The following is a 13,588-nucleotide window of genomic DNA, read 5'->3' on the forward strand; positions in this document are numbered from 1 at the left end:
TCAGCGCTCTGACCCGACCGCCCGCGACGGCGACCCCAACCCGAGCGCCCGATTCGTGGCGGCAGTGCTCGACGCCACCGCCTCGGCGTCCCAGGAATCTCGGTCGAGATCGGGAATCGCCCGTCCCATCGTCGCCTTCCACCGGCGGTGCCATGCGGCCGGGAACGCGCGGCGAAGCAGGTCGACCATGATCGGCACCGCCGTCGACGCGCCGGGCGAGGCGCCGAGGAGGCCGGCGATCGACCCGTCGGCGGTCACGACGAGCTCGGTGCCCTGCTGGAGCACACCGATCCGCTGCGGGTCCGGGGTGACGAGCTGGGCGCGCTGGCCGGCGGGGACGAGCTCCCACTCGTTCTGCCTCGCCCGCGGATAGTAGCGGCGCACCTGCGCGAACTTCCGCGCCGGACTCGCGGCGAGCTGCCCGATGAGGTATCGGACGAGGCCGAGGTTCTGCAGACCGGCAGCGGCGATGACAGGGAGGTTGTCGGGACGCAGCGTCGTGAAGAAGTCACTGAGCCGGCCGTTCTTCAGCAGTTTCGTGCTGAAGGTCGCGAACGGTCCGAACAGCAGGTGCTCCTCGCCGTCGATGATGCGCTTGTCGAGGTGCGGCACGGACATCGGCGGGGCGCCGACTTCGGCCTGACCGTAGACCTTCGCGTCGTGGCGGCGGACGACGGCCGGCGTCGAACAGCGGTAGAACGCGGCCCCAACCGGCAGCACCGCATACCCTCTGACCTCGGGGATCCTCGCCTTCTGCAACAGGCGCAGAGCGTACCCGCCGGCCCCGACGAACACCGTGCCGGCGCGCAGCGAGAAGCGACGCGAACCTCCATCGGAGTCCGTCGGGCGCGCAGTGCCCGTGACGACCCAGCCATCGCCGTCGCGACGCAGCCCGGTGACCTCGTGCCCGGTGAGCACCTCGCTCGCCGCGTCGTCGCGGTCCCGCTCAGTCCCACCGGCCCCGGTGATCACCGTCGTCAGCGCCGTCGTCAGCGCTCCGAAGTCGATGTCAGTGCCCCGCGGTGACCGGGCCGCGGCCATCGGCTCGTCCCCGACCCCTCTGCCGTCCATCGTCAGCGGCGCCCAGTCGGCGATGACCGCGGGGTCCTCGGTGTACTCCATGTCGGCGAAGAGGGGATCGGTGCGCAGCGTCGCCACGCGCGTGCGCAGGTAGTCGACGTCGCGGCGGCCGAAGACGAGATTGACGTGGGCCGCGGAGTGGATGAAGTCCCGCGGATCGATGAGACCCGCCTCGGCGAGGGAGGACCACCACTGGCGGCTGAGCTGGAACTGCTCGGCGATCGCCGCGGGCCTAGTGCCGTCCTGCGGATCGGGCATGTAGTTGAGCTCGCAGAAGCCTGAGTGCCCGGTCCCGGCGTTGTTCCACGGATCGCTGCTCTCCGCGGCGATGTCGGAGGCTTTCTCGAGCATGACGATGCGCCACGTCGGTTCGAGGACGGCGAGCATCGATCCGAGTGTCGCGGACATGATGCCGCCGCCGATGAGGACGACGTCGGCAGCGGCGAGATCGGCGGTCGAGTCCGACCGTGGGCGGGTGGTCATCGTGGTCTCCTCATGGTCGAGTGTGAGAACGGGCGGTGGGTTCTCCTCCACGATGCGCTCCGGCAGAATCATCCGTCCAATGAGCAGATCGATGGGTATGATCCGAATATGGATGAATTGGTCGATGCGCTCGTCCCGCAGCTGCGGGCCCTCGTCGAACTCGCCGATCAGGACGGCCATATGACCGATGCCGCTGCCGCGCTCGGGGTTCCCCAGTCGACGATGAGCCGGCGCATCCACGGTCTCGAGCGCCACCTCGGCGTGCCGCTCATCGTGCCCGCGGGGCGCGCGGTCGTCCTCACTGAGCAGGCGCGGACCCTTGTCGCAGAGATCCGCGGGCCCCTGGCGGAGATCGGAGGGGCTGTCACCGACCTCGCCGAGGCGGCCGATCCCGACCGCGGCGTCATCCGGTTCGGCTTCCCGCTGACGATGGGCGCCGGGGTCATCCCCGACCTGCTCGCGGCCTTCAGCGCCGAGCATCCCGGCATCCGCCTCGACCTCAAGCAGGCCCACGGCGCCGTTCTCGTCGACGATCTGCGCGGTGGACTGCTCGACGCTGCGATCATCATTCCGCCGCCGCGGCAGCTGCCCCATGTGGTGCTCGCGAATCAGCTCATCGTCGCTGTCGTCCCGGCCGGACACCGCCTGGCGCACCGGAGCACCGTGTCGCTGACCGAGCTGGCCGAGGAGCGCTTCATCGCGAATCCCGAGTCCTACAACCTCCGCACCCTCACCGATGCGTGGTGCCTGCAGGCCGGCTTCGCACCCCAGGTGAAGACCGAGGTCACCGAGTTCTCGACGATCCGCGAGTTCGTCAGCAGGGGCATGGGCGTGGCTCTCCTGCCGCGCAGCGTCCGCCCCGTCGACGGCCTCGCCGAGGTGGCCCTGCGCGGTTCCGGCTATGTGCGCGAGGTCGCCCTCGTCACCGCGGTGCGCCGACCCAGTCGGGTCGTCCAACGGCTCCACGACTTCATCGTCGACCGCGCAGGGGAGTGGACGGCCGCCGACGGGATCCGCGCGAGCTCCTAGCTGCGCCACTCCTTCGACCCGCTCACCGCGCGGAACGAGCGGACGAGAGCGAGCGTCGCCGGAGACTGAACGCGTTCAGCGAGCTTGGCGAGCAGGATCCGCCGCGGAGCCGGGTTGCCGCGCAGGGCGACGACCTTGACGTCGGGCCCATGCGAGCGCACAGCCAGGCGCGGGGCGATCGCGACGCCGAGCCCGGCGGCGACCATTCCGAGGAGCTCGGGGTAGTCATAGGCCTCGAAGACGACGCGCGGCTCGAACCCGGCGTCTCGGCAGATCCGACTGAGCACCGAGGCGACCGGATGCGACGAGCGGGTGATCCACGGATCGCTCGCCACCTCCTCGAGCTCGACGATGCGGCGGCGCGCGAGTCGGTGGGTGGCCGGCAGCAGAAGCATCGTCGGCTCCTGGACCAGCGTCGTCTGGACGGGGATGTCGGCGCTGATCGGCGCCCACGGATAGTCCCACAGCGTCGCGAGGTCGACCTCCCGCCGCTCGAGCGCCTCGGCGATCCGGTCGAGTCGGTAGCTCTTGACGGTCACCTCGATGTCGGGATGGAGGTCATGGAAGTGGAGGAGGACCTTCGGCATGATCGAGGCGGCGAACGTCGGGAACGTCGCGATCCTCACCTCACCGCGATCGAGCTGCGCGAACGCCGCCATATCGTTCTTCGCCGCGGCGAGCGCATTGTCGATCGTCATCGCATGCGCGCAGAGCTTGATGCCGGCGTCGGTGAGCCGCATGCCCTTGGGGTGCCGGACGACGAGCGGAAGCCCGACCTCGCGTTCGAGTTTGCTCATCTGCTGGGAGACCGCCGAGGTCGACAGGGCCAGCTCGTCGGCGGCCGCGGAGAGGCTGCCTGTCCGATAGACGAGAAGCAGGAGGAGGAGCCGGTCGACGTTGTACGGCGCTGAACTCATGGTTTAAGCGTAGCTTAGATCAAGTGAACTAAGTATTGATTGAACTTAATCAGCACCCGTGACACCTTGATTCCCATGCACCGCTGCAGTCCCCGCACTGCAGACGAACAGCCGAACAGACAGTTGCCGGCACCGCAGCCGGGTCAAGACGAATCGAGGACATCCAGGTGGACAGCCAACTCCACGGACAGTGGTACCGAGGCGGCACATCGAAGTGCTGGCTCTTCTCCGGCGACGAGATGCCGGCCGACCGCGCGCAGATCGCACTCGCCCTCACCGCGGCCTTCGGCTCCGGTGACGACCGCCAGCTCAACGGCATCGGCGGGGCCTCCTCGACGACGTCGAAGGCGGCGATCATCTCGCCCTCGGCGATCCCCGGCATCGACATCAGCTACCTCTTCGCGCAGGTCGGCATCGGGGCGACCGCCGTCGAATTCACCTCGAACTGCGGCAACTGCGCCTCCGCCGTCGCGCTCTACGCGATCCAGAACGGACTCGTCCGCCCCACCGGGGACCGCACGAGCGTGCGCATGATCAACGAGAACACCCGGTCGGTGCTCGTCGCCGAGGTGGCCACCCCCGACCGCCGGATCCCCACCGACGGACTCGAGACCATTCCCGGCAGCGCGATGCCGGGCGTGCCCGTCAACGTCTTCTTCGAGAACGTCGACGGCGTCTCGACCGGGGAGCTCCTGCCGCTCGGCCAGGCGACGTCGAGGCTCGACGTCGGCACCCGCACGGTGACGGTCAGTGCGATCGACGCCGGGGCGCCGGCCTGCTTCATCGCGGCAGAATCGCTGGGGATGACCGGCATCGAGACCCTGCCCGAGGTGCGTCTGCGCCTGCCGGAGCTGCTCGCCGTGCGCACCGCGGCCTCCCCGGCGATGGGGCTGAGCATCGAAGGAGAGGAGGCGAGTCCGGCCGTGCCGAAGATCGGCATCGTCGCCGCCCCGCAGGACTACGTGACGACGACGGGGGAGCGGATCGCCGCCGGCGACTGCGACATCCTCGTGCGGATGGTCTCGATGTTCGATCCGCACCCGGCGATCGGCATCACCTCGGCGATCGCCATCGCCCGCGACGCCTTCGTCGAGGGCAGCCTCGTCCACGACATCCTCGGCGCCGACCACCCCGCGCACGACACCCCCACCGACGACGACCAGGAGGTGAGCATCCGCATCGGCACCCCGGCCGGTGTCGTCACCTGCCGCGTCCAGCTCGACGCAGACGGCCGAGTCACGCGCCTCGGCGTGCGGCGCGTGGCCCGGCGGATCGCCAACGCGGCCATCGACCTGCCCGACGTCGACATCGCCCTGCCGCTCGTCGGCTGAGCGGAGCACCGGCGGCGGGCGGGCCACCGAAACCCGCACGACACCTCCGCACCAGCACCATCGACACCCGTCGCACACACGGTGACCGCCACGGTCACCTCGGTGCCCAGAGCCCGGACTGTTCGGGCGGCACCCAGCGTTTTCAGGCACGATCACACTGACAATGAAGTTGGAGGACACCTCATGACCCTCGTCCAGATTCTCATCCTTGTGGTACTGGTGGTGATGTTCATCGCCGCCACGAAATGGCCGATCAACATCGGGATCATGGGGTTCGTCGGCGCCTTCGTCTTCGGCACCTTCGTCTTCGGGATGGACGACAAGGAGATCCTCGAAGAGTTCCCGGCGAGCATCGTCCTCACGATCGTCGGCGTGACGTTCTTCTTCAGCATGGCCCAGCGCAACGGGACCATCAAGATCCTCGTCGACCTCGCGGTCAGGGCGGTGCGCGGACGGCTCGGCATCGTGCCGTGGATCTTCTTCGGCATCGCCTCGATCCTCACCTCGCTCGGCACGTTCTCCCCGGCCGCCGTCGCCCTGCTCGCCCCCGCCGCCATGGGATTCAGCGCGGCCTCGGGCTACAGCGGAGTCGTCATGGGCGCGATGATCATCAACGGCGCCCACGCCGGGGCCTTCTCGCCGATCTCGGTCTCGGGCATCATCGTCCGCGACATCGCGATGGAGAACGGGTTCGAGATCAACACCGGCGCCCTCTTCCTCGCCTCCTATGTCATCAACGTCATCGTCACGATCCTCACCGTCGTCGTCATGAAGGCCCTCGGCCGGCTGCGCACCACCCCCGAACCCGAGGCCGTCACCGACGGCACGGACGACAACCTCGGCGCCGGAAGCAGCGCACCCGGCACGGGACGCGACGGCAGCGCCGGTCCCGAGCGGACCGACGGGGGCGGCGGTCTCGCCCTCAAGGCACCGGAGCGGGTGCGCACCTCGACGCTGACCCCGCAGGTGTGGCTGACCCTCGGCCTCATCGGCGTCATGGTCATCGGCGCGGTCGGCTTCGAACTGCCCATCGGCTTCCTCGGGCTCACGTGCGGTCTCGTCCTCGCGTTCACCTCGATGCACCACGCGGACACGTTCGTCTCCGGGATCTCGTGGTCGACGGTGCTCCTCGTGTCGGGAATGATCGTCTACATCAGCCTCCTGACCAAGGCCGGAGTCATCGACTCGCTGTCGACGATGGCGGTCGCGCTCGGCGTGCCGCTGCTCGTCGCCGTCGTCCTCTGCTACGTCATCGGCATCAGCTCGGCGTTCGCCTCCTCGACGGCCCTGCTCACCGCGTTCATCCCGCTCTCGATCCCGTTGCTCGAGCAGAGCGATCTCAGCGCGACCGCGGTGATGGCGGCCCTGGCGATCTCCGCGACGATCGTCGACGTCTCCCCGTTCTCGACCAACGGCGCCCTCGTCATCGCCAATGCGAAGGGCACGGCGGCGAAGACGATCTGGCGCGACCTCATCATCTACGGGGCGATCGTCGTCGCCCTCGCCCCGCTGCTCACGTGGCTGCTCCTCGTCGTCACCGGCATCATGTGACGCGCGGCCAGCGCCGTCCCCCGCGGACAGCGCAGCGCACCGGAGGGGTCCGACCGAACGGTCGGGCCCCTCCTCGCGTCCAACCACCTCGGCCATCGCACCGGTGTTCGCCGAGGCGGCGGGACATGAGTCGCGTCCGTCATGACGTGCGTCACTGTCCGTGTCAGGCCCGTCCCGTAGCCTCGTGAGCGTACATAGGATTGAGGCGAACGTGAGGAGGGGACCGATGAGATTCATCGCCACCGGGGACTGGCAGCTGGGCATGACTGCCCACTTCCTCAGCGCCGAGGCGCGCCCCCGCTACCAGCGCGCCCGGCTCGACGCGATCCGCCGGATCGGTGAGCTCGCAGCCGAGCGCGACGTCGACTTCGTCCTCGTCTGCGGAGACGTCTTCGAATCCAACCAGCTCGACCGGGCCATCGTCTCCCGCACCTTCGACGTCCTCGCCGGCTTCACGGTCCCCGTCGTCCTCCTGCCCGGCAACCACGATCCCCTCGACGCGTCCTCGATCTACGACTCCCCGTCGTTCGTCTCCCGGCAGCCGGCCGTGGTCCGGGTGCTCCGGGACTCCACCCCCACCGAGGTGGTCCCCGGCGTCGAGGTCGTCGGCGCCCCGTGGTTCTCGAAGCGACCGCTGAATGATCTCGTCGCCGCTGCCACGGAGGACCTCGCCGAGGTGCCCGCCGGGCAGGTGCGCATCATCGCCGGCCACGGTGCCGTGAGTTCGCTCGACCCCGACCGCGATTCGCTGGCGACCATCGACGAGGCGGGGCTGGAGCGGCTGCTGGGAGAGGACCGCGCGCAGTTCGTCGCCCTCGGCGACCGGCACGCCACCTACTCCGCAGCCGAGCGGATCTGGTACCCCGGGTCGCCCGAGGTCACCTCGCGGCGTGAGGACGATCCCGGCAACGTCCTCCTCGTCGACATCGACGCCCAGACGCACGCCGTCGACGTCGAGAAGATCCCCGTCGGGCAGTGGGCGTTCACGGTCATCGAGGCCGACGTCGACTCCGATGATGATGTCGCGGCCCTGGAGACCCGCCTCGGGGAGATCCCGGAGAAGGATCGCACCGCGGTGTGGCTCATCCTCCGCGGCACCCTGTCGACGGCGGCGAAGGCCCGGCTCGACGAGGTGCTCGACCATGCCGGGGATCTCTTCGCGCTCGTGTCCGTGTGGGAGCGGCATTCGGACATCGCCGTGGTCGCCGCCGATGAGGACTTCGCCGGTCTCGGGCTGAGCGGGTACCTTGAGGATTCGCTCGACGAGCTCGCCGCACGCGCCACCGCGGAGGACCCCGCGGCGGCCACGGCGCAGGACGCTCTGGGCCTCCTCTACCGATTCGCGAGGAGCGGAGCATGAGACTGCACTCGATCAGACTGCAGAACTATCGCGGCATCACCGACGCGACCGTGGAGTTCTCTGCCGGTGTGACGATCGTCGAGGGCCCCAACGAAGTGGGCAAGTCCTCGATCCACGAGGCGATCACCCACCTGCGGGAGGACAAGGCGAGTTCGAAGAAGGCGAGCATCAAAGACCTCCAGCCCATCGGCGTCGACGCCGGTCCCGAGGTCGAACTCCACCTGACCAGCGGCGACATCGAGATGACGTACGCGAAGCGGTGGCTGCGCGGCCCGTCGACGACGCTGTCGATCCTCCGGCCGCACCCCGAGCAGCTCTCCGGCGATGAGGCCCATGAGCGCTTCGCGGCGATCCTCGCCGACACCGTCGACGTCGACCTCCTCGTCGCCCTCGACGTCGCGCAGGGAGAGAGCCTCGCACAGGCGCCGATGGCCCAGATCAGTGCCCTGCAGTCGGCGCTCGGAGAGACGGGCGTCGAGGTCGCCGACCACGATGCGTTCCTCGAGAGGGTCGACGTCGAATACGCGAAGCACTTCACGAAGTCGGGCCGACCGACGGGGGAGTACGGTGAGCTGCAGAAGGCGGTGCCCCTGGCGGCCGAAGCACTCGCGTCCCTCGTCGACCGCAGCGAGAACCTTGACGCGCTCGTCGACCGGCATGCGCGGGCAACGGCCCGACTCGAGTCCGTCCGCGATGGTCTGGCCCGGGCGCTGAGTGAGCGTGAGGACGCCGACGCCGCGTTCGCCGCTGTCGCCGAGCTGCGCACCGCGGTCGACGCGGCCGAGGAGCGCACCGAGGCGGCTCGTCGGGAGGCCGCGCTCGCCGCCGATGCGGTGGAGCGGCGCACGACTCTCCTCGCCGAGGCCACCGCCGCCGAGACAGCGGTCGAGACAGCGCAGACCGCTGCGAGCGATCTCGAATCCTCGCACGCGCAGCGCGATGCGGCGTTCGAGGCCGCCCAGCAGCTCCTCGGTGAGCGGCGGACCGCGCTGGACGATGCCCGGGAGCGGACGAAGCGTGCCTCCCGCGATGTGGCACGTGCGAGGGCTCGCGGTGAGGTCACCTCCCTGCGGGCACGACTCGACGAGATCCGGACGCTCGAGGACACCCGGAACCGGGCACGCGCCGTCGTCGGATCGATCGCGGTTACGACCGCCGACGTCGACCGGCTCGTCGGACTCGACACCGAGGTGCGCATCGCGAGCGGTGCGAAGCGGTCGGCCGCTGCGCAGGTGCGGGTCACCCGCCTCGGTGAGACCCCCATCGCCGTCGACGGCGCCGACATCGCCGCCGAGGAGACGGGCGAGGTCGCCGTCGTCGACGACGTGCGCATCGCCATCACGGGCATCGCCGACATCACCGTGAGCCCGGGAGCGTCGCCGGTCGACCTCGATCGTGCCGTGACGACTGCCGAGCGCGCGCTCACCGCAGAGATGGAGCGTCTCGGTGTCGAGTCGCTCGACCAGGCGCGCGAGCAGGCGAATCGCCGGGCGGATGCCGAGGCGGTCGTCACCGAGACGACGGCGACGCTGACGGCGCTGCTCGGACGGGACAAACGCGACGACCTCGACGCGAAGCTCGCGCGCGCCGAGGCGCTCATCGCCGGTGACGGCTCGGCAGAGGATGCCCAGGCCGAGTCCGCCCGCGAGGAGCGGACTGCCGAGGACGCCGCATCGGTCGATGAACTCGAGGAGATCGTCGCGGAGGCCGACGCGGCAGCCGACGCAGCCCAGACCGCCGTCACCGAAGCCGAAGCCGACCTCGAGCGCACCCGCGCCGTCCGCGACGAATCGCGAGTCGACACGGTGCGCGCTCAGACGACCCTGCAGGAGGCTCGGACGCAGTCGGAGCGGTTGCAGGCGGCGGTGGCCGCCGCGCAGGCCGACCACTCCGATGAGAGTCTCGCCGCAGCCCTCGACGCGGCTCGGGCACGGGCCGAGGAGGCCGAGGCGGCGCTCGGCAAGGCGAGAGCCGCCTATGAGGCGGCCGACCCCGAGACGCTTGAGGCCAGGCGGGACAACGCCCGCAAGGTCGTCGCCGACAACGAGGCGCAGCAGACTGCGGACCGGCAGGAGGTCGACCAGCTCACGGCGCTCATCGACGATCGCCTCAGCGAGGGCATCTTCGAGAAGGTCGGGGCGGCACGGGAAACGCTCGAGACGGCGGAGGCGAGACTCGCGAGGGTCGAGCGGAGCGCGCAGGCGATCGCGCTGCTGCGCTCGACGGTCTACGCGCACAAGGCCGAAGCTCAGCGGAAGTATGTGGCGCCCTTCAAGGAGCAGATCGAGCGGCTGGGCCGAATGGTCTTCGGTCCGACGTTCGCCGTCGAGGTCTCCGAGGATCTCGAGATCGCCTCACGGACGCTCGACGGCACGACTGTGCCCTTCGATTCGCTCTCGGGCGGAACGAAGGAGCAGCTCTCCCTCATCGGGCGCCTCGCCGTGGCCGCCCTCGTCGACCCGCAGACCGGCGCCCCGGTCATCCTCGACGATGCCTTCGGATTCGCCGATCCCAAGCGCCTCGCCGCCCTCAACGTCATCCTCGGCCGGATCGGCGAGACCGCGCAGGTCGTGCTGCTCACCTGTCAGCCCGACCGTTTCGCCCGTGTCGGCGGGGCCTCCCGGGTGAGCCTGGGGTAGGTCGGTGCGCCCGGGGCGGTGCGATCTTATGGTCGGGCCGGACCGGGGATCACCCGGTGGCGGCTCCGCGGTCGCCTGAGGCTGCTGCCGTGGCAGCCGCGGCGGCATCGGCGCGGATCGTGCGGCGCAGGATCTTGCCCGAACTCGTCTTCGGCAGCTCGTCGATGAACGTCACCTGGTGAGGGGCCTTGAACGAGGCGAGACGGTCACGGCAGTAGGCGATGATCTCCTCAGGGGTCGCCTCGGCGCCGGGCTGCAAGGTGACGAACGCGGCGACATCCTCACCGCGGTACTCGTCGGGAACACCGACGACGGCAGCCTCCTGAACCGCCGGATGGGTGTAGAGGACATCCTCGACCTCACGCGGCCACACCTTGTAGCCGGAGGCGTTGATCATGTCCTTCTTCCGGTCGACGATGAAGAGCCACCCGTCCTCATTCATGTAGCCGACATCCCCGGTGCGCAGCTCTCCGGCGGGGATCTGATCGGACGTGGCCGTGGGGTTGTTGATGTACTCCGAGGCCACCTCGGGGCCTGAGATCGCGACCTCGCCGAGTTCGCCCGGGCCCACCGGCTCACCGGAGTCATCGAGGATCCGCACCATCGTGTCCGGCTGGGGGAGCCCGCACGAGAGGTTGCCACTGTCGGGATCGACCGGTGCCTGCAGCCCGAACGGGACGCTGACCGCCTGCCCCATCGTCTCCGTCAGTCCGTACCCCTGGCCGATGTCGATGCCGAGCTTCTCCTTGAACTTCGTGACGAGTCCCTCGGGCAGGGGCGCGCCACCGGACATGACGCGCTTGAACGAGGAGAAGTGGTCGGCGGTGACGGCGGGATGGGCGAGCATCGCCGTGTAGACGGTGGCCGGACCCGCCATGTACGTCGGCCGCTCCCTGACGATGAGCCCGAGGAACGACTCCGGTTCGAACCGGTAGTTGAGGATGAGGCGCGCGCCACCGGAGACCGCGGCGATGAACTGGCAGATGAACCCGGTGATGTGGAAGATCGGGGCGAGCGTGAGGTAGCCGTCGCCGGGCTCGAACCACGAATTGCGCATGTTGTAGCGGGAGTTGCTCGAGACCGCCGCATGCGTGCCCGACGCTCCCTTCGACCGACCCGAGGTTCCGGAGGTGTAGACGACGAGCGCTTCATCCTCGGGCGCGACGTCGACGGGCGTGAAGTCCGCATCGAGATAGGCGTCGACGACGGCTTGGAAGTCCGGCCCGCCGAGGTGGTCCGGCGCACCCGGTTCCGGGCTGACCCCGGGGGTGCCGGGAAGGGCGTCGAACAACGCGAAGAGCTTCTCGGGTCCGTCGACCTGGTAGCTGCGGTCATCGGCGAGCACGATGGTGGGAATGTCCGCGGCAAAGGGCCTGACGCGATCGAGATAGGCCGCTTTCGACACGACGAGCGCTCTGACCTCGGCGTCGGAGAACACGTGCTCGAGTTCTCCGCGGTACATCGGATTGAGGGGGACGACGACACCGCCGGCCTTCCAGATCCCGTAGGTCGCGATCATGAACGCCGGCGTGTTCTGGTCGTAGATGCCCACCCGGTCACCGGGTGTGATGCCTTGGTCGCTGAGGTAGGCGGCGAACGCCGTCGAATACCGGTCGAACTCCGCCCATGTCGGTGCGAACCCGAAGTACGTCAGCGCCACCTCGTCGCCGTGCGCCTCGACGGTCGCCGCGAGGTCCCGCAGCGTCGTCGACGTCTCGAGGACGTGCGGTGTCGGGGCGATGTCGCCCCACGTCGCCATCCACGGTCGGGTATCGAACCAAGAGCTCATCGCGTCATCGCCTCCAGCGTCGTCGGCGGCCGCGCACGCGCATCGTCGGTGATGAAGTCCGCGTCGACCCTCCGAGTGAACATTCGTTCAGTGCTCTTCACCCTATTGACGTCGACCGGGGTGCGTCAATGATTTTCTGTGATCGGCATCACAGGATGGCCGGGTCCCGGTGTCACGGCCTCAGCGTGTGCGGTGGCGCTGAGCGATGTCGCGGCCGATGAGCTCCTTCATCACTTCGTTGGCTCCGCCGAAGATCGCCTGGATCCGGTTGTCTTTGAACACGCGCGCGATGGGGTACTCGAGCATGTAGCCGTAGCCGCCGAAGAGCTGGAGGCAGCGGTTGACGACTTCGATCTCGAGGTCGGAGCCGAGGTATTTCGCCTTGGCGGCGTCGACTGCGGTGAGTTCGCCGGCGTTGAGGGCCAGCGCGCATCGGTCGATGAACGCCTCGAGCGCGTCGACACGGGTCTCGAGCTCGGCGAGTTCGAAGCGGGTGTTCTGGAAGTCCCCGATCGTCTGACCGAACGCCGGGCGGTCGAACACGTAGTCCGCCGTCCATGTCAGGGCGGCGCGCGCTGCGGCCAAGGTCCCCGAGCCGATGAGGAGGCGCTCGGTGGGGAGGTTGACCATGAGGTGGATGAAGCCGTTGTCGAGTTCGCCGAGGAGGGCGTCGGCCGGAACGCGGACGTCGGTGAACGAGAGCTCCGCGGTGTCCTGCGCCTCCATCCCGAGCTTCTTGAGCTTGCGTCCGCGCTCGAAGCCCGGAGCGTCGGCGTCGACGATGAAGAGCGATGTCCCGCGGGCGGCCTTGGCCTCGGGGTTCGTCCGGGCGACGACGATGACGAAGTCGGCGTGGATGCCGTTGGTGATGAAGGTCTTCGCGCCGTTGATGACCCACTCGTCGCCATCGCGCACGGCCTTCGTCGTGATGCCCTGGAGGTCCGAACCGGCATTCGGCTCGGTCATCGCGATCGCGCCGATCATCTCACCGGTCGCGAGGCCGGTGAGGTACTTCTCCTTCTGCGCCTGCGTGCCGAAGGCCATGAGGTAGCCGGGGACGATGCCGTCGGACACGCCCCACCCCGCGGTCACTCCGCCGACGCCTCGGCGCGCGATCTCCTCCGACCGGACCATCTCGAAGCGGAAGTCGTCGACGCCGGCGCCGCCGAACTCCTCGGGGATCGCGAGCCCGATGATGCCGGCCGCCGCGGCCTTCTCCCACATGCCCCTGTCGACGAGGTGGTTCTCCTCCCACTCCTCGACGTGCGGCACGACCTCCCGGTCGAGGAAGGCGCCGACGGTGTCGCGGAAGGCTTCATGGTCGTCGTCGTACAGGTTGCGCTTCACAGGGTTCGTCCTCCATTGGTGCCGTGAGCGGGCCGCCTCCGCCTCGTCGCGGAGCTCGTGAC

At 69.2% G+C, this 13,588-nt stretch carries 9 protein-coding genes; 5 read left to right on the forward strand and 4 right to left on the reverse strand.

Annotated elements, in window-relative coordinates:
- Positions 1-1,563, reverse strand: a complete 1,563-nt coding sequence (locus ACFQ91_RS03875) for a malate:quinone oxidoreductase (protein WP_198498289.1) — start codon at positions 1,561-1,563, stop codon at positions 1-3.
- A 108-nt stretch (positions 1,564-1,671) separates the two neighbouring features.
- Between ACFQ91_RS03875 and ACFQ91_RS03880 the strand changes: the two genes are divergently transcribed.
- Positions 1,672-2,592 carry a LysR family transcriptional regulator gene (locus tag ACFQ91_RS03880; RefSeq protein ID WP_344251334.1) on the forward strand — a complete coding sequence of 307 codons (921 nt, stop codon included), beginning with the start codon at positions 1,672-1,674 and terminating at the stop codon, positions 2,590-2,592.
- Here ACFQ91_RS03880 and ACFQ91_RS03885 read toward each other — a convergent pair.
- Positions 2,589-3,509 carry a LysR family transcriptional regulator gene (locus tag ACFQ91_RS03885; RefSeq protein ID WP_198498291.1) on the reverse strand — a complete coding sequence of 307 codons (921 nt, stop codon included), beginning with the start codon at positions 3,507-3,509 and terminating at the stop codon, positions 2,589-2,591. The two genes, ACFQ91_RS03880 and ACFQ91_RS03885, sit on opposite strands and share 4 nt — an antisense overlap.
- Positions 3,510-3,676: 167 nt before the next feature.
- Between ACFQ91_RS03885 and ACFQ91_RS03890 the strand changes: the two genes are divergently transcribed.
- The 4 genes from ACFQ91_RS03890 to ACFQ91_RS03905 all read left to right on the forward strand — a co-directional run bounded on the left by ACFQ91_RS03890 (position 3,677) and on the right by ACFQ91_RS03905 (position 10,390).
- Entirely contained in the window at positions 3,677-4,840 is a 1,164-nt protein-coding gene (locus ACFQ91_RS03890; RefSeq protein ID WP_344251333.1) for a PrpF domain-containing protein, read from the forward strand.
- 183 nt (positions 4,841-5,023) lie between these two features.
- A complete protein-coding gene (locus ACFQ91_RS03895) occupies positions 5,024-6,391 on the forward strand; it encodes an SLC13 family permease (RefSeq protein WP_198498293.1) in 1,368 nt (455 codons plus the stop codon).
- 226 nt (positions 6,392-6,617) lie between these two features.
- On the forward strand, positions 6,618-7,751 hold the full coding sequence (locus ACFQ91_RS03900; protein WP_198498294.1) for a metallophosphoesterase: 1,134 nt from the start codon (positions 6,618-6,620) through the stop codon (positions 7,749-7,751).
- Positions 7,748-10,390, forward strand: coding sequence for an AAA family ATPase (locus ACFQ91_RS03905; RefSeq protein WP_198498295.1), 2,643 nt, complete (start codon positions 7,748-7,750; stop codon positions 10,388-10,390). The genes ACFQ91_RS03900 and ACFQ91_RS03905 overlap by 4 nt, the downstream gene beginning before the upstream one ends.
- A gap of 49 nt (positions 10,391-10,439) precedes the next feature.
- Here the strand turns inward: ACFQ91_RS03905 and ACFQ91_RS03910 are convergent, their stop codons facing one another.
- On the reverse strand, positions 10,440-12,179 hold the full coding sequence (locus tag ACFQ91_RS03910) for a class I adenylate-forming enzyme family protein (RefSeq protein ID WP_198498296.1): 1,740 nt from the start codon (positions 12,177-12,179) through the stop codon (positions 10,440-10,442).
- 180 nt (positions 12,180-12,359) lie between these two features.
- Positions 12,360-13,526 carry an acyl-CoA dehydrogenase family protein gene (locus ACFQ91_RS03915; RefSeq protein WP_198498297.1) on the reverse strand — a complete coding sequence of 389 codons (1,167 nt, stop codon included), beginning with the start codon at positions 13,524-13,526 and terminating at the stop codon, positions 12,360-12,362.
- Positions 13,527-13,588: the final 62 nt, after the last annotated feature.

The organism is Brevibacterium sp. NPDC056726 (assembly GCF_042790515.1).
In the GTDB taxonomy this organism is placed as follows: Bacteria; Actinomycetota; Actinomycetes; order Actinomycetales; family Brevibacteriaceae; genus Brevibacterium; species Brevibacterium sanguinis.